Source organism: Roseicyclus marinus (assembly GCF_030163795.1).
Taxonomy (GTDB): domain Bacteria; phylum Pseudomonadota; class Alphaproteobacteria; order Rhodobacterales; family Rhodobacteraceae; genus Roseicyclus; species Roseicyclus marinus.
Genome location: NZ_JASJOF010000010.1, coordinates 78,857 through 101,900, shown reverse-complemented (window position 1 = coordinate 101,900; position 23,044 = coordinate 78,857). Strand labels below are relative to the sequence as shown.

The 23,044-nt window shown below is 66.3% G+C and carries 21 protein-coding genes and 1 tRNA gene; 15 read left to right on the top strand and 7 right to left on the bottom strand.

Features of this window, described 5'->3' with window-relative positions; translation table 11 throughout:
- The first annotated feature begins 63 nt into the window (after window positions 1-63).
- From fdhF to QQK63_RS14915, 4 genes are all read left to right on the top strand, one after another.
- Window positions 64-2,976: a formate dehydrogenase subunit alpha gene (fdhF, locus tag QQK63_RS14930; RefSeq protein ID WP_277828636.1), complete on the top strand. Its 2,913-nt coding sequence runs from the start codon at window positions 64-66 to the stop codon at window positions 2,974-2,976.
- Entirely contained in the window at window positions 2,973-3,782 is an 810-nt protein-coding gene (fdhD, locus tag QQK63_RS14925; protein WP_277828634.1) for a formate dehydrogenase accessory sulfurtransferase FdhD, read from the top strand. Before fdhF ends, fdhD begins: the two co-directional genes overlap by 4 nt.
- Window positions 3,772-3,975 carry a formate dehydrogenase subunit delta gene (locus QQK63_RS14920; protein WP_277828632.1) on the top strand — a complete coding sequence of 68 codons (204 nt, stop codon included), beginning with the start codon at window positions 3,772-3,774 and terminating at the stop codon, window positions 3,973-3,975. The genes fdhD and QQK63_RS14920 overlap by 11 nt, the downstream gene beginning before the upstream one ends.
- Window positions 3,976-4,084: 109 nt before the next feature.
- Window positions 4,085-5,854 carry an IlvD/Edd family dehydratase gene (locus QQK63_RS14915; protein WP_277828629.1) on the top strand — a complete coding sequence of 590 codons (1,770 nt, stop codon included), beginning with the start codon at window positions 4,085-4,087 and terminating at the stop codon, window positions 5,852-5,854.
- Window positions 5,855-5,865: 11 nt separating this feature from the next.
- Here the strand turns inward: QQK63_RS14915 and QQK63_RS14910 are convergent, their stop codons facing one another.
- The 3 genes from QQK63_RS14910 to QQK63_RS14900 form a co-directional block, all read right to left on the bottom strand.
- Entirely contained in the window at window positions 5,866-6,987 is a 1,122-nt protein-coding gene (locus QQK63_RS14910; RefSeq protein ID WP_277828627.1) for a glycosyltransferase family 61 protein, read from the bottom strand.
- Window positions 6,987-8,687, bottom strand: a complete 1,701-nt coding sequence (locus tag QQK63_RS14905) for an FkbM family methyltransferase (protein ID WP_277828625.1) — start codon at window positions 8,685-8,687, stop codon at window positions 6,987-6,989. The genes QQK63_RS14910 and QQK63_RS14905 overlap by 1 nt, the downstream gene beginning before the upstream one ends.
- A 222-nt stretch (window positions 8,688-8,909) precedes the next feature.
- Window positions 8,910-9,116 (bottom strand): cold-shock protein, encoded by a 207-nt coding sequence (locus tag QQK63_RS14900; RefSeq protein WP_109670163.1) that lies wholly within the window; start codon window positions 9,114-9,116, stop codon window positions 8,910-8,912.
- A gap of 285 nt (window positions 9,117-9,401) precedes the next feature.
- Here QQK63_RS14900 and QQK63_RS14895 point away from each other — a divergent pair, with 285 nt between their 5' ends.
- From QQK63_RS14895 to QQK63_RS14870, 6 genes are all read left to right on the top strand, one after another.
- Window positions 9,402-10,781 carry a bifunctional enoyl-CoA hydratase/phosphate acetyltransferase gene (locus QQK63_RS14895; RefSeq protein ID WP_277828623.1) on the top strand — a complete coding sequence of 460 codons (1,380 nt, stop codon included), beginning with the start codon at window positions 9,402-9,404 and terminating at the stop codon, window positions 10,779-10,781.
- A complete protein-coding gene (locus QQK63_RS14890) occupies window positions 10,772-11,926 on the top strand; it encodes an acetate/propionate family kinase (protein WP_277828621.1) in 1,155 nt (384 codons plus the stop codon). The genes QQK63_RS14895 and QQK63_RS14890 overlap by 10 nt, the downstream gene beginning before the upstream one ends.
- A 31-nt stretch (window positions 11,927-11,957) precedes the next feature.
- Window positions 11,958-12,413 (top strand): DUF1499 domain-containing protein, encoded by a 456-nt coding sequence (locus QQK63_RS14885; RefSeq protein WP_277828619.1) that lies wholly within the window; start codon window positions 11,958-11,960, stop codon window positions 12,411-12,413.
- 31 nt (window positions 12,414-12,444) lie between these two features.
- Window positions 12,445-13,500, top strand: coding sequence for a peptide chain release factor 1 (prfA, locus tag QQK63_RS14880; RefSeq protein WP_277828617.1), 1,056 nt, complete (start codon window positions 12,445-12,447; stop codon window positions 13,498-13,500).
- Window positions 13,501-13,593: 93 nt separating this feature from the next.
- Window positions 13,594-14,442, top strand: coding sequence for a peptide chain release factor N(5)-glutamine methyltransferase (gene prmC / locus QQK63_RS14875; protein WP_277828615.1), 849 nt, complete (start codon window positions 13,594-13,596; stop codon window positions 14,440-14,442).
- 240 nt (window positions 14,443-14,682) lie between these two features.
- Entirely contained in the window at window positions 14,683-15,366 is a 684-nt protein-coding gene (locus QQK63_RS14870) for a DUF4167 domain-containing protein (RefSeq protein ID WP_277829083.1), read from the top strand.
- Window positions 15,367-15,587: 221 nt separating this feature from the next.
- Here the strand turns inward: QQK63_RS14870 and rsmA are convergent, their stop codons facing one another.
- A complete protein-coding gene (gene rsmA, locus QQK63_RS14865; RefSeq protein WP_277828613.1) occupies window positions 15,588-16,427 on the bottom strand; it encodes a 16S rRNA (adenine(1518)-N(6)/adenine(1519)-N(6))-dimethyltransferase RsmA in 840 nt (279 codons plus the stop codon).
- 41 nt (window positions 16,428-16,468) lie between these two features.
- The gene (locus QQK63_RS14860; RefSeq protein ID WP_277828611.1) at window positions 16,469-16,684 is read right to left on the bottom strand and encodes a hypothetical protein; all 216 of its coding nucleotides are present in this window, start codon (window positions 16,682-16,684) and stop codon (window positions 16,469-16,471) included.
- A gap of 140 nt (window positions 16,685-16,824) precedes the next feature.
- On the opposite strand from QQK63_RS14860, the gene QQK63_RS14855 reads away from it, so the two are divergent.
- The gene (locus tag QQK63_RS14855) at window positions 16,825-17,094 is read left to right on the top strand and encodes a DUF2312 domain-containing protein (protein WP_277828609.1); all 270 of its coding nucleotides are present in this window, start codon (window positions 16,825-16,827) and stop codon (window positions 17,092-17,094) included.
- Window positions 17,095-17,347: 253 nt separating this feature from the next.
- Here the strand turns inward: QQK63_RS14855 and QQK63_RS14850 are convergent, their stop codons facing one another.
- Window positions 17,348-18,223 carry a hypothetical protein gene (locus QQK63_RS14850; RefSeq protein WP_277828607.1) on the bottom strand — a complete coding sequence of 292 codons (876 nt, stop codon included), beginning with the start codon at window positions 18,221-18,223 and terminating at the stop codon, window positions 17,348-17,350.
- A gap of 118 nt (window positions 18,224-18,341) precedes the next feature.
- Between QQK63_RS14850 and QQK63_RS14845 the strand changes: the two genes are divergently transcribed.
- Both QQK63_RS14845 and QQK63_RS14840 read left to right on the top strand, forming a co-directional pair.
- Window positions 18,342-18,417: transfer RNA gene (locus QQK63_RS14845), tRNA-Thr, on the top strand.
- A 132-nt stretch (window positions 18,418-18,549) separates the two neighbouring features.
- Window positions 18,550-19,875 carry a UDP-glucose dehydrogenase family protein gene (locus QQK63_RS14840; protein ID WP_277828605.1) on the top strand — a complete coding sequence of 442 codons (1,326 nt, stop codon included), beginning with the start codon at window positions 18,550-18,552 and terminating at the stop codon, window positions 19,873-19,875.
- A 21-nt stretch (window positions 19,876-19,896) separates the two neighbouring features.
- Here QQK63_RS14840 and QQK63_RS14835 read toward each other — a convergent pair whose 3' ends face one another.
- A complete protein-coding gene (locus tag QQK63_RS14835) occupies window positions 19,897-20,778 on the bottom strand; it encodes a UTP--glucose-1-phosphate uridylyltransferase (protein ID WP_277828603.1) in 882 nt (293 codons plus the stop codon).
- A gap of 341 nt (window positions 20,779-21,119) precedes the next feature.
- Between QQK63_RS14835 and QQK63_RS14830 the strand changes: the two genes are divergently transcribed.
- Window positions 21,120-22,262: an NAD(P)H-dependent glycerol-3-phosphate dehydrogenase gene (locus QQK63_RS14830; protein ID WP_277828601.1), complete on the top strand. Its 1,143-nt coding sequence runs from the start codon at window positions 21,120-21,122 to the stop codon at window positions 22,260-22,262.
- The gene (locus QQK63_RS14825) at window positions 22,259-23,029 is read left to right on the top strand and encodes an HAD family hydrolase (protein WP_277828599.1); all 771 of its coding nucleotides are present in this window, start codon (window positions 22,259-22,261) and stop codon (window positions 23,027-23,029) included. The genes QQK63_RS14830 and QQK63_RS14825 overlap by 4 nt, the downstream gene beginning before the upstream one ends.
- Window positions 23,030-23,044: the final 15 nt, after the last annotated feature.

The window sequence follows — 23,044 nt, the reverse complement described above, 5'->3', positions numbered from 1 at the left end:
CTCCCCCCTCGCGCTCCCCCGAAGTATTTGGAAAGCAAAGATGGGCAGGAAGGTCGTAACGCCATGAAAGATTTCATTATTCCATGGGGTGATGACCGCGATATGGGCACGCCTGCCAAGGAGGGTGCGCCCGTCACGCTGGAGATCGACGGCTTTTCCGTGACCGTCCCCGAAGGCACATCCGTGATGCGCGCGGCGGCGATCGCGGGCTTGCAGATCCCCAAGCTGTGCGCCAGCGACAATCTTGAAGCCTTCGGTTCGTGCCGTTTGTGCGTCGTCGAGATCGAAGGGCGCCGCGGTACGCCGGCCTCCTGCACGACGCCGGTTGCACCGGGCATGGTGGTGCGCACCCAATCCGAGCAGGTCCAGCGTATCCGCAAGGGGGTGATGGAGCTTTATATCTCCGACCACCCGCTCGATTGCCTGACCTGCAGCGCCAACGGCGATTGCGAATTGCAGGACATGGCGGGCGTTGTGGGCCTACGCGATCAGCGGTTCGAGGCGCCCGAGGGGGGCATGCGCACCCATTTCGCGCGCCGCGACACCAGCGGGGAGGCGAACCCCGAATACATACCCAAGGACGACAGCAACCCCTATTTCACTTACGATCCTGCGAAATGCATCGTCTGCAACCGCTGCGTCAGGGCCTGCGAGGAAGTGCAGGGGACTTTCGCCCTGACGATTCAAGGCCGGGGCTTCGAGAGCCGCGTTTCGGCGGGTGGCGTGGGGGACGATTTCCTGTCGTCCGATTGCGTCAGTTGCGGCGCCTGCGTGCAGGCCTGCCCGACCGCGACGTTGCAGGAAAAAAGCGTAATCGAATTGGGCACGCCCACACGCTCGGTCATCACCACCTGCGCCTATTGCGGGGTGGGCTGTTCCTTCAAGGCCGAGTTGAACGGCGACCAATTGGTGCGCATGGTTCCCTACAAGAACGGGGCGGCCAATCGCGGGCATTCCTGCGTCAAGGGCCGCTTCGCCTATGGCTATGCCACCCATTCCGACCGCATCCTGAAGCCGATGATCCGCGAAAGGATCGATCAGCCGTGGCGCGAGGTCAGCTGGGACGAAGCGCTGGGTTTCGCTGCCGACAAGTTGCGGGGCATTCAGGCCAAGTATGGGCGGAAATCGGTGGGTGTCATCACCTCCTCGCGCTGCACGAACGAGGAGACTTACCTGGTCCAGAAACTCGCCCGCGCCGTGTTTTTGAACAACAACACCGACACCTGCGCGCGGGTGTGCCATTCGCCGACGGGCTATGGCTTGGGCCAAACCTTCGGCACCAGCGCGGGAACGCAGAATTTCGATAGTGTCGGCAAGGCGGATGTCGTTGTGGTGATCGGGGCCAACCCGACCGACGGACACCCGGTTTTCGCCAGCCGTCTCAAGAAACGGTTGCGCGCGGGGGCCAAGCTGATCGTGATTGACCCGCGCCGGATCGACCTGGTGAAAAGCGCGCATGTCGAAGCGGCGCATCACCTTGCCCTGCGGCCCGGCACCAACGTGGCCGTCGTCACCGCCATGGCGCATGTGATCGTGACCGAAGGGCTTTATGACGAGGGCTTCATCCGCGAGCGCTGCGATTGGGATGAATTCGCGGAATATGCCGAGTTCGTCAGCGATGCCCGCCATTCCCCCGAGGCGACCGAGATGCTCACGGGCGTCCCGGCGGAAGAGTTGCGCGCGGCGGCCCGGCTTTACGCCACGGGGGGCAACGGCGCGATCTATTACGGGCTCGGTGTGACGGAACATTCCCAAGGGTCGACGACCGTGATGGGGATCGCCAACCTTGCCATGCTCACCGGCAACATTGGGCGCGATGGCGTCGGGGTGAACCCGCTGCGCGGTCAGAACAACGTGCAGGGCTCCTGCGACATGGGCTCGTTCCCGCACGAATTGCCGGGCTACCGCCATGTGAAGGGTGCCGAGGTTCGCGCGATTTTCGAGGCGGCCTGGGGCGTCGAGATCGACGCCGAGCCGGGCTTGCGCATTCCCAACATGCTGGATGCCGCCGTTTCGGGCCGGTTCAAGGGACTGTACTGTCAGGGTGAGGATATCTTGCAATCCGACCCGGACACCCGCCATGTCGCGGCGGGGCTAGCCGCGATGGACTGCGTGATCGTCCATGACCTCTTCCTGAACGAGACGGCGAATTACGCCCACGTATTCCTGCCGGGATCGACCTTTCTCGAAAAGGACGGGACCTTCACCAATGCCGAGCGCCGCATCAACCGCGTGCGCAAGGTCATGGCCCCGCGCAACGGGTATGCGGATTGGGAGATCACCCAGATGCTGGCCAATGCCATTCTCGCGGCCGAGGATCGCCCGCTGTGGCATTACACCCATCCCGCCCGGATCATGGAGGAGATCGCGGCCACGACGCCGGGCTTCGCCCATGTGGATTACGCGATGCTCGAGGAAAAGGGCTCGGTCCAGTGGCCGTGCAACGACGCCAACCCCGAAGGCTCGCCCATCATGCATGTCGAGGGCTTTGTCCGCGGTAAGGGGCGGTTCATCGTGACCGAATACGTCGCGACCGAGGAACGGACCGGCCCACGGTTTCCGCTGTTGCTCACGACGGGGCGGATCTTGTCGCAATACAACGTGGGTGCGCAGACGCGGCGGACGCCGAACACGGTCTGGCACACGGAGGATGTTCTGGAAATTCATCCCCATGATGCCGAGGTGCGCGGCGTGAAGGAGGGGGATTGGGTCAAGCTCGCGTCGCGTTCTGGCGAGACGGCGATGCGCGCGCATCTGACCGACCGCGTCAGCCCCGGCGTGGTCTACACGACCTTTCACCACCCCACCACGCAGGCCAATGTCATCACCACGGATTATTCCGACTGGGCCACGAATTGCCCGGAATACAAGGTGACGGCAGTTCAGGTGGGCCTGTCCAACGGCCCCACGGAGTGGCAGGAAGAATATGACGCACTGGCCGAACGCGCGCGTCGCATCCTGCCGGCGGCCGAATGAGGCCCGTCCGGTCCATATCGGCGCGGGCGCTGGGGCCCGAAGGTGGGCGCGACATCGCGCGCGCCCTGCCCGAAGAGGTGCCGGTGGCCATCACATGCAACGGCACGACGCAGGCCGTGATGATGTGCAGCCCCACCGATCTGGAGGATTTCGCCACGGGCTTTGCCGTGACCGAGGGGTTCGCGCGCCTTGATCAGATCGAGCGGGTCGAGGTGATCGACCTGCCGCAGGGGATCGAGGCGCGGCTCTGGATCGCAGAGGAGGCCGCCGTGGCCCTTGGCGCGCGGCGGCGCGCGATGATGGGGCCGGTCGGATGCGGGCTTTGCGGGATCGACAGCCTCGATCAGGCCTTGCGCGATCTCCCCTTTGTCGCGGCTGCTCTGAGCCTCGGGCTGGCCGAGGCTTCGGGCGCCGCCGAGGCGCTGCGCGCCCATCAGCCCTTGCACGACCAGACGCATGCCGTTCATGCGGCTGGATTTTTCCTGCCTGGTCAGGGTATCGTTATGGCCCGGGAGGATGTCGGGCGTCATAATGCGCTCGACAAGCTGATCGGGGCGGCGCTGCGGGCGGAGATCGACCCCGCCTGCGGCGCCGTCGTGATCACCAGCCGCGTCTCGGTGGAGATGGTGCAGAAGACGGCCATGTTCGGCAATCCGTTGCTGATCGCAGTCTCTGCGCCCACCGCGCAGGCCCTGCGCAGCGCCGAGGCGGCGGGCGTGAGCGTTGCGGCCTTCGGGCGCGAGGGGCGGTTGCAGGTCTTCACGCATCCCCACCGCATCCGGGAGGACCAGTCCGATGTCGCATGACAAGCTGATCCGCATGGCCAACCAGATCGCCACGTTTTTTCGCAGCCAGCCCGGTTCGGATCAGGTGGAGAAGGTCGCGGCCCATCTGAAGGATTACTGGGCGCCCGAGATGCGCGCGGATCTCAAGGCGCAGGCAGCGGACCACGCGCAGGAGATGGACGATCTGGTGCGCCGGGCGCTGCCCTTGATCTAGGACGCTTAGTGGATCGTGTCGGGGGCTTGTGGCATGGCCGCTTCCTCCGCTACCACTGGCGCAGGTCGTTTCACTATGCGGCCTTTGGTTTCAAAATGTGGAACAAGTCATGTCCGACACCCGCGCCAACCGCCGCTACCGCAGCCAGGAATGGTTCGACAATCCCAACAATCCGGGCATGACCGCGCTCTATCTGGAGCGCTACCAGAACCAGGCTTTCACCCAAGGCGAATTGCAGGCGGAAAAGCCGATCATCGGCATCGCCCAGACGGGCAGCGACCTTGTGCCGTGCAACAAGATCCATGTGTTCCTGATGGACCGGATCAAGGCAGGCATCCGCGACGCAGGCGGCATTCCGATGGAATTCCCGGTTCATCCGATCCAGGAGACCGGCAAGCGGCCAACGGCGGCGTTGGATAGAAACCTGCAATATCTGAGCCTTGTCGAAGTGTTGCACGGCTATCCGATCGACGGCGTGGTTCTGACCACGGGCTGCGACAAGACCACGCCCGCGATGCTGATGGGGGCGGCGACGGTCGATCTGCCCGCCATCGCGTTGAACGGCGGGCCGATGCTGGATGGCTGGTGGCAGGGCAAGCGCGCGGGATCGGGCACGATCATCTGGGAAAGCCGCCGGCTGCTGGCCGAGGGCAAGATCGATTACGAGGAATTCATGGCGCGCGCCTGCGCCTCGTCGCCGTCGCTGGGGCATTGCAACACGATGGGCACGGCGAGCACGATGAACGCGCTGGCCGAGGCGCTTGGCATGACGTTGCCGGGCGCGGCTGCGATCCCTGCGCCGTTCCGCGAGCGGATGGAGATGGCCTATCTGACCGGGCGGCGGATCGTGGCGATGGTGGAGGATGATCTGAAGCCGTCCGATATCCTGACCCGGGCTGCTTTTCTCAATGCAATCAAGGTGAACACGGCCATCGGCGGCTCCACGAACGCGCCGCCGCATCTGGCCGCCATCGCCCGTCATGCGGGCGTGGAACTGGATGTGCGCGATTGGCAGGATCACGGGTTGGATTTGCCCTTGCTGGTCAACATGCAGCCTGCGGGCGCGTATCTGGGCGAGAGTTTCTTTCGCGCGGGCGGTGTTCCCGCGGTGATGGGGGAATTGCTGGCGGCGGGACATCTCGACGGCGGTGTGATGACCGCGAGCGGCGTGCCGCTGGCTGAGGCACTGGGCGGTGCGAGGAGCGTCGATCAGGATGTTATTCGCCCATGCGATCAACCGCTTAGGGAAAAGGCGGGCTTTGCGGTCCTGAGCGGGAACCTGTTCGACAGCGCGTTGATGAAGACGAGCGTGATCTCGGCCGATTTCCGGGAACGTTTCCTGAAGGATGGAGTCTTCGAAGGGCGCGCCGTGGTTTTTGAAGGGCCCGAGGATTATCACCAAAGGATTAACGATCCGGGGTTAGGTATTAACGAAACCTCAATTTTGTTCATCCGGAACGTGGGCTGTGTCGGCTATCCCGGTTCGGCGGAGGTGGTGAACATGCAACCGCCCGATCACCTGATCCGCGCGGGCATCCGGCATCTGCCGACGGTGGGCGACGGGCGGCAATCGGGGACATCGGAAAGCCCCTCGATCCTGAACGCATCGCCCGAAGCGGTGGTGGGCGGCGGCCTTGCCCTGATCCAGACGGGCGATCCGGTGCGGCTGGACCTGAACACTGGGCGGCTCGACTCGATGGTCGCGCCAGAGGAATGGGAGGCGCGGCGCGCGGGCTGGACCCCGCCAGAGATCGTCCACCAGACGCCCTGGCAGGAAATCTACCGGACCCATGTCGGGCAGTTGGCGCAGGGCGGATGCCTTGAACTGGCCACCGCCTATCAGCGGATTGCCAAGGACCTGCCGCGCGACAACCACTGACGGGCGTGCCGTCAGACCTCCATCCGCACCATTTGTTTGGGCAGGGCGGCGAGGGCGGCGTCTATCTCGGCTTCGGTCGGATTTTCGATTGCGGATGCGTCTTCGATCAGGCCGGTCGACGCGAGCTGGTCCGCCAGTTGCCGCAGATCATGCAGGGCGCGGACGTTGGATTGTTCGCCGTAGATGCGGCCCGGATGGTAGAGCCGCGTCAGCGCGCCGGTGACATGGACCTGTGCCGCGCTTTGCCAGCGCAATTGCGCCTCGAAGGATGCCGTATTGTCCGTTGTGCGGCGCGGGATGATCCCGATCTCGACCGGCCGGTCGGGGCCGAGCGCATAGGCGATGACATGGAGCGCCGACCCTTCGACCGTCACGATGCGGCGTGCGGCACGGTATCGGGCGGTCTGCTCGGCAAGGCTGTGTTCCTCGGGATAGAAGATTTCGTAGCCATTGGCGGCGAAGAGCGCCTCGATCCTGTCCTCGAACATGATGTTGCCCATGACCGACAGCCGCGCGCGCGAGACATAAAGATTTTCGCCGCCCGAAGGGGCCACATCGGGCAGGAAATGTCGCTGCATGAAGGCGCGGAATTCCGGCGATCCGGCGCTGAAATCGCCGCCGCCCATGCCTTGCGCGCCCATGATCAGGCGTTCGGGCCGGACGGGTTGCGTGGGGCAGGCGCGGCGGGCGGGCAGGCCGTCGAGGCTGTCAAAAACGGCGGCGGTCGCGGCCAGATAGCGTTTGGGACGTTGGTAGAAGGTCCGATGCACGGCAGGCAGGAAAACGATGCCATCAGGCGGGCTGTCGAGATGGTCCAGCACCCAGAGCCGCGACAGGCTTTCGATGATGCAATGGCCGAAGGCCGGGTCGAGGACGCCGCCGTAAAGCCATGTGCCCGGCAGGTCGGTCACCGGCACCTCGGGGTCGGGCGCGCAGGGCAGGGTCCAGCGTTTGGCGGTGGTGTAATGGCAATGCGACAGGTCGAGATAGCTTCCATCCGCCGCGATCACGCCGCCGGGTCGGGGGCTGTGGTTCTTGGGGTGGTAGGTCACGGGCCAGATCAGCGGCGCGTGGAGGGTCGTGATGCTGTCGGCCCGGGATCGCGCGGGGTCGAAGATGGGGCGCGCCTGCATCACAAAAGCCCCTGCACGGCCAGATGCAGCGTGAAGCTGTCGAGCGCTGCGGCGCTGCGTGGGCCGGCAAGTTCGGGCAGGGGGATCGCATGGGCGGCGGCAAGGCCGTAGAGCCGGGCGAGGGTTTCGAAATCTTTCTGCCCGTCGGGTTTTGCCGCGATCAGACTGGCGACCGGCGTTTCATCGGGCGCGGTATAAAGCACCAGATCCTCGGCGCTGCTGCCCGCGACGAGGATCGTCGAGGCCCCGGTGATCCGCGTGATCGCCTCGGGGATCGGGGTCAGGGCCAGATCGTGGAGCGTGTAGCCCGTCCCGGTCAGCGTCTGGAGGAGCGTGTCGTCCAGCCTGCCGAGGCGCGTGTCGTGAAGAAGGATCGGCGCACCGGTGCCGGGTGCAGTTGTGCCCGTCGCGCGGGCACGCACGAAGGCGCGGAAATCGGCCGTGCCGTGGCGCAAGCGGCCCGATGCGACGCCTTGCGGCGGCACGATCAGGGTTTCGAACCGGCTGGGACCGCCAAGCACCAGCGGCTCGAGCCCCGGTGCCCAGAGGGACAGGTTGGCGTCGAGAAAGGCGGCATAGACTTCGGGTGCGGCAGGGCCGTGGGGGAAGACCACGATGCCGCGCGGCGCTGGTCCGGTCAGGTGCGGCAGGGCCCAGAGCCGCGCCAAGAGCTGTTGCAGCGCCATGGGCGCCTCGGGGTCGAGCGCGCCGCCGAAGAGCCATGTGCCGCCGATGTCGGTGATGCGTTTGGGCCTTGGATGGTGGCGGCTTTGGGTGGCGCGGGTGGTGGCGTCATGCCATGCGATCGCGCCCGGTATTTCGCGCTGATCGGCGTCGAAGACGCTCGCCATGACGGGTTCGGGGGCGAAGCCCGGGCTTTTGACCATGACGGCGGCGTCGAACCACTCGATCGCCCCGGCCAATTCGCTGTCGGGATCGAAGGCGAGGCGGTCGGGGATGTCGCGCCATGCGACGCGGCTGCGGTCGATGCCGAGCCGCATCCGCGCCGGTGTCTTGAACGCCTTGACCTGAAGGTCGGAGGAGGCCGGGTCGAGCACGAGGCCCGCCGCCTCGATATGGCGGATGCATTCAGCGGCCTTGTCCGCCCCGTAGACGGTCGGGTGCAGTTCGACGATCAGGAAGTCGATGCCCGACAGATCGGCCGCCGCGAGAAAATCAAGCTCGGCCCCTTCGATGTCCATGACGAGGACGTTGTGGGGAAAGCTTTCGCGCAGGTCGGCATAGGGCAGGTTTTCGACCCGGAAGATGCGATCGTCGTCGTGCGTGTCCGTGCCGGGTTCCGCGATGCGCGAGCCGAGATAGCTGGAACTGACGGAAAAGAGCGTGAAGGGGTCGGGGTCGGGCGCGGCCATCACGAGGGCATTGCGCACTTCGACCCGATCCGAGAGGCCGTTGACCGCGTGCATCTTGCGAATGTGGTCGATGAGGTTGGGATTGCCTTCGAAGGTGCGGACCTGCACCTCGTCGAAATTGCGCGCGATGATCGAACTGACGATGCCCGCGCCCGAGCCAAGTTCGACCACGCGGTCGCCGGGGCGCAGGTTGACGAGAATCCCCTCGATCTCGGGGCGTTCGTACAGGCCGCTGCGGATCGAAGCGATGGTGCGCGGCGCCAGATGCGGAGCGGCGGGGATGCGGACGCCGTGCAATTCGGCGACGATGTCCGGGTCGCAATCCATGTAAGCCACTCGATCTCGATCGTTACCCGCGGTGGAGCGCTTGGGCCGTCCGCGGTGCCAGTTCTTTATCAGGATAGCCGAATTCGCCCCGGTTCGGAAGCCTACGGGCCCGTGGCCGGCATGGCGGGTGGGACAGTGTTGCGCCCTTGCCCCGACCAAGGATGCGAAAAGGGCGCGCCTTTGACAGGCGCGCCCTTTCCAAATTCCGTTACGGAAGACCGATTACATCAGTTCGATGTTCACGGCGCTTTCGCGGCCGTCACGGCCCTTTTCGAGGTCGAACTTGACCTTCTGGTTGTCGGCGAGGCCGGTGAGGCCCGAACGCTCGACGCCCGAGATGTGGACGAAAACGTCCTTGGAACCGCCATCGGGGGCGATGAAGCCGTAGCCCTTGGTGGTGTTGAACCATTTCACGGTGCCGGTGGCCATATCCGTGTCTCCTGTCATGTATCGCTGCCCGCGACATGCGGCAGCTTCGGCGTCACCCATGCAAGATCGAGAGCACAAGCTTTGCCGAAGGGGCGAAAGACAGGGGTCGATAGAGTAGAGATAGCGCGGGGACAGTGCCTGATCCGCGCCTGAAAGTAAAGGTGTTTCCCGTGGCGCAAGCATCGGGGGTGGACGTGACCCAGATCAAGGTGCTGTGATGCGCGGCGGCTAGGGTTGGGGCAGTCCGGCACGGCCCGGATCGCTGCGCGATGCGGAAGGAGCGAGATGACCAGCCTGACAAGCACCCCCCATGATGCGCTGCGGATCGGGCAGGAGGCCGAGGTGAGCCGCCTGTGCCGGGCCGAGGATCTGTACGTCTTTGCCCATGCGAGCGGCAATCTGAACCCGATGCATCTGCCCGATCTCGATGGCGATGGTGACGGGCGGGCGGAGGCGGTCGCGCCCTCGGCCTGGGTGGCGGCGCTGATCTCGGGGGTGTTGGGCAACTTTTTGCCGGGGCCGGGGACGCTGTATCTGGCGCAGGATCTGCGCTTCGTCGGTCGGGCCCATGCGGGTGAGACGCTCCGCGCGGGGGTGCGGGTGGTGGAAAAGCTGCCCGACCGGGTGGTGCGGATGGCCGTCTGGGTGGATGGGCCGGGCGGGCGGATCGTGGAGGGGGAGGTGCTGGTGCGCGCGCCCGATGCCGCGCGGCGCTTTGACGGGGTGGAGGTGCCGGGGTTGACGGTGCAGATGCATCGGCATTTCGACGCGCTCTTGGCGCGGGCGGCGGCGTTGCCACCCTTGCACACGATCGTCGTCAGCCCTGAAAGCCCGGAGGCCGTGCGGGGCGCGGTGATGGCGCGCGATCAAGGGCTGATCGATCCGGTGTTCGTCGGAGCGCCCGCGAAGATCGCGGCGGCGGCCGAGGAGGCTGGGGCCGATGTGACGGGGATCGAGATCGTCGACATCCCCGATCACCGCGCGGCGGCGCTGCGCGCGGTGGCGATGATCCACGAGGGACGGGGGCGCGCCCTGATGAAAGGGCATCTGCACAGCGACCAGATCCTGCATGCCATCCTCAAGAAGGAGGGAGGGCTGAGGACGAACCGGCGTGTCAGCCATGTGTATGTGATGGATGTGCCGGGGCTCGATCACCTGCTGTTCGTCACCGATGCCGCGATCAACATCGCGCCGGACCTCGAGTGCAAGGTGTCGATCGTGCAGAACGCCATCGATCTTGCCCGCGCGCTGGGCGTGACGCAGCCCAAGGTCGGCATCCTGTCGGCGGTCGAAACGGTCACGCCCTCGATCCCCTCGACGCTGGATGCCGCGATCCTGTCGAAGATGGCCGAGCGGGGGCAGATCACGGGCGGGCTGGTCGATGGGCCGCTGGCCATGGACAATGCCGTCGATCCGGGGGCGGCGCGGACCAAGGGGCTGACCGGGCTGGTGGCGGGGCGGGCCGATATCCTTGTCGTGCCGAACCTCGAGGCGGGCAACATGATCGCCAAGGAGCTGACCTTTTTGGCCCATGCGGAGGCGGCGGGCATCGTGATGGGGGCGCAGGTGCCGGTGATCCTGACGAGCCGGGCCGATGACGACAGGGCGCGGCTGGCGTCTTGTGCGGTGGCGGTGCTGTGCGCGGAGGCGCACGGATGCGCCTGATCCTGACGCTGAATGCGGGGTCGAGCTCGATCAAGGTCGCGCTCTACGAGGCGGGCCCCGAGCCGCGCGAACTTGCGCGTGGGCAGGTCGAAGCGCTGGGCGAGGATGCGCGGATGCGGATCGTTGCGGGCGGCGCGCTGCGGGAGGAGGCGGATATCGGTGCCGCGGATCACGCGGGCGCCTTGGGGCGGCTGGTCGCGGCGCTGCTGCCCCTTGGGGAAGGGCGCGAGATCGCGGCGGTTGGCCACAGGATCGTGCATGGCGGGCCGGAGATCGACGGGCCGCGCGTCCTGACGCCTGAGCTGGTGACCTATCTGGAGACCCTGTCGCCGCTTGCGCCGCTGCACCAGCCCCACAACCTTGCGGGCGTGCGCGCGGCGGCGGTGCAATTTCCCCAAGCCGTTCAGGTCGCGGCCTTCGACACGGCCTTTCACCGCGGCCATCCTTTCGTCAACGACACCTTCGCGCTGCCGCGCCGGTTCTACGAGGCAGGCGTGCGGCGCTACGGGTTCCACGGGTTGAGCTACGATTACATCGTAGGGCGGCTCAGGCGCGATCACCCGGTTCTGGCGCGCGGGCGGGTGATTGTGGCGCATCTGGGCAACGGGGCGTCGCTTTGCGCGCTGGAGGGGAGGCGATCCATCGCCTCGACCATGGGATTTTCGGCGCTGGACGGGATGCCGATGGGCACGCGGGTGGGGCAGCTCGACCCGGGTGTGGTGCTGTTTCTGATGGAACAGGGGATGAGTGCCGCCCAGATCACCGACCTGCTGTATTCCGAAAGCGGGCTGAAGGGTTTGTCGGGGCTGAGCCATGACATGCGGGTGCTGCTGGCCTCGGACAGCGCGGGGGCCGAGGAGGCCATCGCCTATTTCACCTTTCGGCTGGCGCGCGAGATCGGGGGGCTTGCGGCGGCGCTGGGTGGGATCGACGCGCTGGTCTTTACCGGCGGCATCGGGGAGAACGCGGCCCCGATCCGGGCGCGGGCGTTGGAGCGGCTGGGGTTCCTGGGCCTTGCCGTGGATGCGGAGCGGAACGCGGTCCATGCCGCCACGATCCATGCGGGGCGGGTGCCGATCCTCGTCATGCCGACGGATGAGGAGCGCGTGATCGCAAGGGCCGCAGCCGAGGCGCTGGGGGCTTGACGGCGGGGCGGGAAGGGCCGAGGTGGTTGTCATGCGTATCCTTTTGATCCTTGTTGTCCTGATCCTTGCCGCCGTCATCGGCGCGGCGGTCTATTTCCGCAGCGTCGCCATGGCCCCCGACGTCTGGGATGTGGACCCGTCGGGCGTGACGCCGCTGCAAAGCCCGAATTATGCCTTGCTGGTGGGGGATGCGGCGCCCGTGTTCGACATGGCGCCCGATGTGTTGGCGATGCGGATCGATGCGGTCGCCACCGCCGAGGGCGCGGACATGATCGCGGGCGATCTGGCGGAGGGGCGGATGACCTATGTGGCGCGCACACGGGTCATGGGATTTCCGGATGCAGTTTCGATCAGGTTGGTTCCGCTGGCCCAAGGCACGCGGATAGAGATCTATTCCCGGTCACGTTTCGGCTATTCGGACATGGGCGTGAACGCGGCGCGGGTGGCGCGCTGGATCGCGGCGGTGCGGGATACGGGCGGGGCTTGACCCCGACGCGCCCGCCCGTCACATCGCGCCCATGATACCCGAGGATCGCCTGCGCCAGATCACAGACCGGTTCGAGTTTCTCGAGGCGCGGCTGAATGCCGGGCCCGCGGCCGAGGAAATCGCGTCGATCAGCCGGGAATATTCCGAGTTGAAGCCGGTCGTGATGCAGATCGCGGCATGGGACAGGCTGAGGGCCGATATCGCGGAGGCCGAGGCGATGCGCGCCGACCCCGAGATGCGCACCTTGGCCGAAGAGGAATTGCCGCGTCTGCGCGCAGCGCTTCCCGAGGCGGAAAAGGCCCTGCAGCTGGCGCTTTTGCCCAAGGACGCCGCCGATGCGCGGCCCGCGATGATCGAGATCCGGCCCGGTACGGGGGGTGAGGAAGCGGCGCTGTTCGCGGCCGATCTCCTCAGGATGTACACGCGCTATGCCGAGGCCAAGGGCTGGCGGATGGAGATCGTGGATCTGCAGGAAACCGATCTTGGCGGTATCCGCGAAGTCACCGCGCGGATCGAGGGCGAGGGGGTTTTCGCCCGGCTGAAATACGAAAGCGGCGTGCATAGGGTGCAGCGTGTGCCAGAAACGGAGTCGGGCGGACGCATCCATACATCGGCCGCGACGGTCGCGGTTCTGCCAGAGGCGGAAGCGGTCGAGATCGACATTCCGGCGGGCGATATCCGGATCGACACGATGCGGTCCTCGGGCGCGGGCGGGCAACATGTGAACACGACGGATTCGGCGGTGCGCATCACCCATCTGCCCACCGGGATCGTGGTGACAAGCTCGGAGAAATCGCAGCATCGCAACCGCGAGATCGCCATGGGCGTGCTGCGGGCGCGGCTCTATGACATGGAACGCCGCCGCGTCGCGGAGGCAGAGGCCGCCGACCGCCGCGCGCAGGTCGGCACGGGCGACCGGTCGGAGCGGATCCGGACCTACAATTTCCCGCAAGGCCGGATGACGGATCACCGGATCAACCTGACGCTTTACCGGCTGGAGCAGATCGTCGGCGGCGATCTGGACGAGGTGATCGACGCGCTCACCGCCGAGGCGCAGGCGCGGCTTTTGGCCGAGATGGATGGCTGAGGGTGTCTTTGACGGGCGTCTTTTGCGCGGGGCGGTCTTGTCTGCCTCCGGCGGCCGTATTTGGGGAAAGATGAAGGCCGTGGGGGTCAGGGGATGAAGGCCGGGGCGTGGCTGCAGCGAACGGGTGCGGTTTTGGAGCCGATGGCCGGACGCGAGGCGGCGCGCGAGGCGCGGCTTATGCTGCGGGCTGCGAGCGGTTGGTCGCCCGCGCGGGTTGCAGTAGCGCGCGACGATATGCTGGATCCGGCTGTCCTGAAGCTGCTGGAGGCGATGCTGGCGCGGCGGCTGGCGCGCGAGCCGCTGGCGCTGATCCTGGGGGAATGGGAGTTTTTCGGGCGGAGTTTCGCGGTGACGCGGGACACGCTGGTGCCGCGACCCGATACGGAGACGTTGGTGGAGCTGGCGCTGGCCGAGCCCTTCGGGCGGGTGATCGATTTGGGCACGGGAAGCGGGGCGATCGCTGTCACGCTCTTGGCCGAGCGGACAGGGGCCGAGGGTGTGGCGGTCGATGTTTCGGAAGGGGCGCTGCAGGTGGCGGCGGCCAATGCGGCGCGGCATGGCGTGGCCGGGCGGCTGGCCTTTGAGCGGGGCGATTGGTGGCAGGGCGTGACGGGGGAGTTTGACCTGATCGTGTCCAACCCGCCCTATGTCAGCGCGGCGGAGTACGAGGCGCTTCAGCCCGAGATCACGCAATGGGAGCCGCGCGCGGCGCTGACTCCTGGGGGCGATGAGCTGTCGGCCTATCGCGCGATCCTTGGGGGTGTGGGCGCGCATGCGCGGCCCGGTGGACGGGTCCTTGTCGAGATCGGTGCGGCGCAGGGAGAGGCGGTGGCGGCGCTTTTCACGGCGGCGGGGTTGCAGGCGGTGGAGGTCCATCTGGACATGGCGGGCAAGGCGCGGGTCGTGTCGGGGCGGGTGCCCGCTGCCACGGACTGCGGCTGAAGAGGCGCAGGTTGCGCGCATTTCCGCGGTTTTCGCGGACTTGGGCGTATATTGCGCTTGTCTTGCGGCGCGTCCCGTGCTTACTCGGGGTCAGCGAGCGGGATCGTCGAAGGACCATCCCCCGCGGTTCTGCCTCACATTCCGTGCCGTGACACCCGAGTGCCGGTACGGGTTTAAAGCGTTCTCGCGCTGGTCGTGCGGATGCTGCCAACCCAGGACAACTGGAACCGTATTTTACACATGAGATCATCGAAGAACCGTTCGCGGTCCAAGGGGAACCGCAATCGCTCGGTCGGCAATATCGTCAACCGCGTGTTCGATTCGTCCGGGCCGGAAGGCAAGGTGCGCGGCACCCCGCAGCAGATCATCGACAAGTACAACCAGCTTGCGCGGGACGCGCAGCTGTCCAATGACCGCGTCGCGGCGGAGAATTTTCAGCAGCACGCGGAACATTACCTGCGCATGCTTGCCGAGGCGCAGCGCGAGCAGGATGCACGGCAGCAAAACCAGCAGCCCCAGCAGGGCGGCGGTGGGCGTGACCGGGGCGAAGGCGGCGATGACCGCGACGGCGCACCCCGCGACGAGGGCAACGGGCAGGAGAACCGCCAACACGAGTCGCGCCAGCAGGAGCCCCGGGAGCAGCGCGAGCCGCGTGAACCGCGCGAACAGCGCGAGTCCCGCGAACAGCGTCGGCAGGAGCAGCAGGAGGTCCGCGAACCGCGCGCCCCGCGTCCCGAGCGCGGCGGGTTTGACGCGGTGATCGACGCCGAGGGCGAGGGCGACAGCGGGCTGGTTGAAACGCCCGAAAGCGCCCCCAAGCCCAAGCGCAGCCGCACGCGCCGTCCGCGCAAGGCCGAGGATGGCGGGCAGGCCGGTGGCGGCGGGGAGACCCCGCCCGACACGCCGCAGGAAGCCGCTGAATAACGCAGAGCGGCGACAAGACATGACGGGCGCGGCAGCCGTAGGGCGCCGCGCCTTTTCATTTGAAAGACGGGTCGCCATGTTCGTGTGCAAGACGCGCTGGCGTTGCCGGAGCTGATCTGACCCGGGGCGGGGCGCATCCGGGAGCCGCGAAGGCCATCTGACGGGCCAATGACGGATCGCGTCTGCCCGAAGCGCCGTTGGTCTTGCCCTGCTCCAAGCCCTCAGGCCGCAACGGCGCGGGCCAGCGCGCAGAACCCTTCGATCGGAACCTGTTCGGCACGTTCGGTGGGCGAGAGGCCCGCCGCCAAAATCCGATCCTCGATATCGGGCGCAAGACCCTTGAGGGCGGCGCGCAGCATCTTGCGGCGCTGGTTGAACGCCTTGGCCACGACGCGTTCCAGAACGGCGGGATCGGCGGGAAAGCGCGGCGCGGGAAGAGCCGTCAGATGCACAACAGCCGAGCGCACCTTGGGCGCAGGCGTGAACGCCTCGGGCGGCAGGGTCAGGGCGATGCGCGCCTCGGCCCGCCATTGGGCGAGGATGGCCAGGCGGCCGTAAGCCTTGGAGCCGGGCGGGGCCACGATCCGTTCGGCCACCTCGCGCTGGAACATCAGGGTGAGCGATTGCCAGAGCGGTGGCCAACTGGGCGGGGTCAGCCAGCGCACCAGCAATTCGGTTCCGACATTGTAGGGCAGGTTTGCCACGACCTTGATCGGCGGGGCGAGATGGGCCGTCCAGTCAAGCGCGAGGGCGTCGGCGTTCAGCACCTCGAGACGGCCGGGATAGGCCTCGGCGATCTGGGCCAAGGCGGGCAGGCAGCGGGCATCCTTTTCGATGGCGACGACGCGGCGCGCCCCCTCGGCCAGAAGCCCGCGGGTGAGGCCGCCGGGGCCGGGCCCGACCTCGAGCACGTCGCAGCCGGTCAGATCGCCCGCCGCCCGCGCGATGCGTGCGGTCAGGTTCAGGTCGAGCAGGAAATTCTGCCCCAGCGCCTTTTTCGCGGTCAGGCCGTGGGTGGCGATGACCTCGCGCAGGGGGGGGAGGGTGTCGATGGCGCTCATGCCGCGAGGCTAGACGCGAAAGGGCAGGCTTGCGCAAGCCCTCAGGACAGGAAGATGCCCATCACGACCGACATCAGCCCGATCACCGAGATCAAAAGCGCGCCCATGTTGATCGTCACGATCCGTTGCAGCCGCGCCCGCAGATCGGCATCGGGCAGGCCCGCGCGCTTGGCCGCGACGGCGGCCCAGATGCACCAGCCCAGTGTCAAAAGACCAGCGAGGGCGATCGCGGTTCCGGCATAGACGAGCAAGGGCATCGGCGATCCTTTTGCAGTGACGCGATATTTGACCTAGGCCAGCACTTCGCCGCTGGCAAGGCTTGTGGCGCGGCGCAGTGGCGGCTAGACCCGTGGTCCGAGTTTTCCCCGATTGCGAGAGCGCGAGAGATCCGATGGACATGACACAAGCCCCGACCGCCGACCGCCCCGACAGCTACAACGTGACCGCCGATGAATTGCGTCAGTTCATCGAGCGCTACGAGCGGCTGGAGGCGGAGAAAAAGGACATCGCCGATGCGCAGAAAGAGGTGATGGCCGAGGCCAAGGGGCGCGGCTATGACACCAAGGTCATGCGCAAGGTGATCGCACTCCGGAAGCGTCAGCCCGACGACATCGCCGAGGAGGAAGCGATCCTCGAGATGTACAAGGAAGCGCTGGGGATGCGCTGAGCCACGGCGCGTCAGGCCGCACAGGTCGATCTTTGCGCCGCCCGACAGCACGAGCCAGCGACTGAAGCCGTGATGCTGCCAAGGGTCGAGGTCTAGACTCGCGACGAGATTGGCCGGGGCGCGCGGGCGAGGGACGGCGGAAGGCGATGCATCGCCGGAACGGCCATGAGCGAGAGCATGAAGGCCCGCCCGGAAACCCGAAGGCGGCATGCCGTGAGCGGGCCGGTTGCGCAGACATCCGGCCCACAGGCCCTCATGGCGCAAGCAGGGTCACGCCGGGAATGCGCGCGACCTCGACCATGTCGTCCTCGTAGGCGAGGCTGAGCGTCTCGATCAGGTCGGGCGTCCAGCCGGGCAGGTCCAATTCTTCCTCGATGGCGGTGTCGACCGCATAGCGGTCGAGAAAAGCCCCGACGATACGGCGGCGCTGGATCTCTGATTGCGGGGGATTGTCGGCGAGATAGCGTTGCAGGCGTTTGAAGCCCGTCGGCTCCATGATCGTTTCGATCAGGTCGTCCACGCCCTTCATCGGGTAGTCGAAGGTGGTGTCCGTGATCTCGCGCAGGATCTGACCCCACAAGAGCGGCGTATCCTCGTTGCACCAGACCGTCACGGGAATGTCGGGATGGGCCATGCGCAGGCGGCGCAGCATTTCCGACCATGTCGCGGCATGGGGCTGCATGTTCTGGGAAAACTCGCTGAAATCGGTGAATTTCGAGGAGGCGAACAGCGCCGGGATCAGCGTGGCCGGATCGCGCATGCCGAGGAAGATCTCGGGTTTGGCGGAGGGAAAGAGATTGCGCAGCGCGGCCACTTGGCGTTCGATCATCGGCCAGATCTGCGGGCCGACGAGTACGAGGCGGTGGATCGAGACGAGCTGCGCATCGGACAGGATCAGGCGGTCGACCTCGCGGTCTTCGATGATGGCGTCGAGCAGCGCATCCTCGATATCTGGATTGGCGAGCCTTCCCTTGAGCGCGCGTACCGTGTCGCGCAGGAGCGGGCGGTAGCGCGGTTGGGACGGCGCCAAGATCCCGTTTTCGGCCAGCCGCGCGCGGTTCTTGCCGAGCGAGTGCAGCAGGAGACCGCCGTCGGTGCAGGGAGCCCCGAGATGAAAGACAACCTGCATGTGGTGAACGACCCTGTCCCGCTACGGTTTTTCGGGGCGAACGTATACCGGGGCCGGGGGAGGTGCAAATCCGCCCGATCTTGCGCGACGCAGGGGCATGGCGTATGGCAGCGGACGTGCCCCTATAGCTCAGCTGGTAGAGCATCTGATTTGTAATCAGAGGGTCGGCGGTTCAAGTCCGTCTGGGGGCACCATGGCATCCAGCGCAATCCTAGAGGTCGGAGCCGGGCAGCGGCTTGCCGTATGCCGCGTCCTTCTGGCCTTGAACGGGGGGGCGTTTTCGGGGACACCCGTCGGCAAACGACGGTGACCGAGGGGCGATTTTCATGCGTATCACGATGATCGGGACGGGCTATGTGGGCCTTGTGTCGGGGGTGTGTTTTTCGGATTTCGGGCATGACGTGATCTGCGTCGACAAGGATCCCCGCAAGATCGAGATGCTGAACGCCGGGCAGGTTCCGATCTACGAGCCGGGGCTCGATGCGCTGATGGCGCGCAATGTGGAGGCTGGGCGGCTGTCTTTCACCACCGATCTTGCGGCGGCCGTGGATGGGGCGGAGGCGATCTTCATCGCGGTCGGCACCCCAACGCGGCGGGGCGATGGGCATGCGGATCTGAGTTACGTCATGGCCGCGGCCGAGGATGTGGCCCGCGCGCTGACGGGTTATGCCGTGATCGTGACGAAATCGACTGTCCCCGTGGGCACCAACCGCAAGGTCAAGCAGGTGGTGGCCAAGGCCAATCCCGGCGCGGAATTCGACGTGGCCTCGAACCCCGAATTTCTGCGCGAGGGCGCGGCGATCGACGATTTCATGAAGCCCGACCGCGTGGTCGTGGGCGTGCAGACCGAGCGCGCGGCCGAGGTGATGGCCGAGATCTACCGCCCGCTTTTCCTGCGGGAATTTCCCATCGTGACGACCGATCTGGAATCGGCCGAGATGATCAAATACGCGGCCAATGCGTTTCTGGCGACCAAGATCACCTTCATCAACGAGGTGGCGGCGCTGTGTGAAAAGGTCGGCGCGGACGTAAAGGAAGTGGCCAAGGGCATCGGGCTGGATGGCCGGATCGGGAACAAATTTCTGCATGCGGGCCCGGGTTATGGCGGGTCGTGCTTTCCCAAGGACACCACCGCGCTGGCGCGGATCGGGCAGGACCACGCCGCGCCCCAGAGCATCGTGGAAACCGTCATCCGCGTGAATGACGCGGTGAAGCACCGGATGATCGAGAAGCTGCGCGACCTGTGCGAGGGGTCCTTCAACGGCAAGACGGTCGCGGTTCTGGGGGTGACGTTCAAGCCCAACACCGACGATATGCGCGATGCGCCGAGCCTGACGATCGTGCCCGCATTGGTCGGGGGCGGAGCCAAGGTGCGGGTGGTGGATCCGCAGGGGCGGCGCGAGGGCGAGGGGCTGTTGCCCGGTGTCGTCTGGGCCGATGATCCCTACAAGGCGGCGCAGAATGCCGATTTGGTCGTCATCTTGACCGAATGGAACGAGTTCCGGGCGCTGGACCTGAAGAAGATCGCAAAGAAAATGGCGACCCCGCGCCTTGCCGATCTGCGCAACATCTATTCGGTGCAAGACGCCAAGCGCGCGGGCTTTGTCGCCTATGATTGCATCGGGCGGCCGGGGTTGAACCCGGAGGCGTGAACCGGACCGCCCGATCCGAGGTCAGGCGGCGCGGGGCGGGGCGGCAAGGCCGCGCACCTCATCCAGCACCTCGGCGCATTCCGGGTCTTGCGCCGCGAGGTGAAGCGTTGCGCGCAGCATCCCGGCCTTGGAGCCGCAATCGAAGCGTTGCCCGCTGAACCGGAAGCCGGACAGGCCCAGATCGGCCGCGCCGCGCGCGATGGCATCGGTCAACTGGATCTCGCCGCCTGCGCCGGGGGTTTGCGTTTCGAGCGCTTCGAAGATCGCGCTGTCGAGGATGTAACGCCCCACCACCGCATCGCGGGAGGGGGCATCGGCGGGCGCGGGTTTCTCGACCATGCCATCGGCACGGAGCGTCGCCCCGTCGCGGCCTTTGACCGAGAGGATGCCGTATTTCGATACATCCTCAGCCTCGACCTGCATGGTCGCGACCATGTGGCCACCACGATAACCCGCCACCATCTCGGGCAGGCAGGGTGTGCCGAGGATGAGGTCATCGGGCAAGATCACGGCCACCGGGCCCGGCAGCACATGATCGCGGGCGCATAGCACCGCGTGACCAAGCCCAAGCGGCTGCGGCTGCATGGTGAAGATCACGTCATCCTCGATCGGGCAGAGCGCGGCATCGCGCAGTGCATCGGCGAGATCCGCCTTGCCCCGCGACTTGAGCTCGGCGCGCAGGCGGGCATCATCCATCACGTGACGCTCAATTGCGGATTTCGACGGGTGGCTGACGAAGATCATCCGCTCGATCCCGGCCGCCTGCGCCTCGTCGATCGCATATTGGATCAGGGGCGTGTCGAGCACCGGCAAAAGCTCCTTCGGCGTTGCCTTGGTCGCCGGCAAAAACCGGGTTCCCAGACCTGCGACGGGGAAGATGGCGGTGCGGACGGGGGATGTCATGGCGTCGTCTCCTTGTTGGTCTTGTTGCGCTGCATTGCAGAAGAATAGCCGATCAGGCTGATATGTCAAAAAACGACAAAAAATAGTCGGTTTTGCATCATTTCGGCGCACAGAACGCGGGCGATGTGCTGAAATACCCGGCAGTTGGAGTCGTTTTTGGCGCTTCGCGGCGCGGAGCCGATGTCGCTTTCAGGCGTTTTTGCGCCTGCGGCATTGATTTTCCGGCTCGGAACTATAACATTTACGACATGCAGCGACAGTAACCGACATATCTCCCGGCACCCTTCGGGCTTGCCGGACCCGCTTGCCCGTCCCGTCCCGTTCCGATCCCCGGAGGTTCCATGCGACATCAATCCCTGTCCGGCGATCCGCTTCCGTCCCATGCCAATCGCTATCGCAGCGCCGCCGTCATCGGCGCGGGGTCGTGGGGCACGGCGCTGGCGGCGACGCTTGCGCGGGCAGGGGTGCGCACACAGCTGTGGGGTCGGGATCGCGCGGTCATCGACCAGATCAACCGCACGAGACAAAGCCCCGATTTCCTGCCCGATGTCGACCTGCCCGAGGGCTTGTTCGGCGTTCACGCCTTGGCGGACGCGCTGGCCGGGGTTGACGTGGCGCTGATCGTGGTACCGTCGCGATCCGTCCGGTCGGTCGCGCGCGCCGTGGCCGAACATGCCGCGCCGGGCATGCCTGTTGCGGTCTGCGCCAAGGGGATCGAGGCGGAAACGGGCCTTTTGATGACACAGGTGGCCGAGGAGGAACTGGGCCGCCGCCCCGTCGGATGCGTGTCGGGCCCGACCTTTGCGGTCGAGACGGCGCTTGGCCATCCGACCGCCGCGACCGTCGCGTTTCCGTTTACTTATGCCGACCGCCTGAACCCCGCCGAAAGCCCGGCAGTGCGGTTGGCTCTGTCGCTGTCGACGGAAAGTTTCCGCGCCTATGTCTCTGATGACCTTGTGGGCGTCGAGATCGGCGGCGCGTTGAAGAACGTGATCGCCATCGCCTGCGGGATGATGACCGGCGCTGGCTTTGCGGAAAACACGCGCGCGGCGCTGATCACGCGCGGATTGGACGAGATGAAGCGACTGGCCGAGGCGTTGGGTGGGCGGCGCGAGACCGTCACCGGCCTGTCCGGGGTGGGCGATCTGACGCTGACCTGTTCCAGCCCGACATCGCGCAACATGGCCCTTGGCCTGCAATTGGGCCGCGGCGTGGCGCGCGCGGCCTGTTTCGACGGCGCGCCCGTCGTGGTCGAGGGGGAGGTCAATGCCACCTCGGTCACGGATCTGGCGCGCAAACTGGGGGTGGACCTGCCGATTTGCGAAACGGTCCGGTCCATCCTGCACGAAGGCCGCCCGCTGGGCGAAGCCTTTGCCGCCTTGTGGGCACGCCCCATCGAGGCGGAACCCCGCGCCATGGACCTGTCGTTTTCGCATCCCGCGACCGACAAGGATATCGCAACACTTGCAGAAAGGATCGCATGACCCGTCACGAAACCTTCCCGACCAAATCCATTGCGGACAAGGATTTCATCCTTGCCACCGACCTTGACGGCACCTTCCTCGGGGGCACCGAAGACGAGCGCCGGCAGTTCTATGACTGGATCGAGGGGACGCGCGCGCGCGTTGGCCTGATCTTTGTTACCGGGCGCGATCCGGGCTATGTCCGCGAATTGACGCGCAAGCGCCGTGTGCCCAAGCCCGACTACGTCGTGGGCGACGTGGGAACCACCATCGCCGCGGTCGACGAAGACCATTTCCTCAACCCGATCCCCGAACTTGAGGGCGAGATCGAGAAGGCTTGGAACAACGCGGGCATGCGTGTTCAGGCCGCGCTGCAGGGTGTTGGCGGCCTGCGCCTGCAGTCCACCGGGTTCCGGTTTCGCGTGAGCTATGACATGGACCCCGACCAGTTCGAGCCGCGCGCGCTCGACATCGTGGCGGGGCTTGGGCTGGACGCGCTGGTGTCGGACCACCGCTTTTTCGATGTGTTGCCCAAGGATGTGAGCAAGGGGCCGTCGCTGTTGCGTCTGCTGACCCATCTGGGCGTGGACAGCCGCAAGGTTCTGGTTGCGGGCGATACGCTCAACGACCTGTCGATGCTGGCGATGGGCCTGCCCGCCGTTGCAGTCGGCAATTCGGAACCCGCGCTGCTGGAACGGGTGGCCGAGCTGCCTCATGTCCATGCTGCCCGCCAGCAAGGGGTTGCCGGCATCGCCGAGGCGATCTTGCACCACAAATTGTTCGCGTAAGGGGAGGGTAGCGTC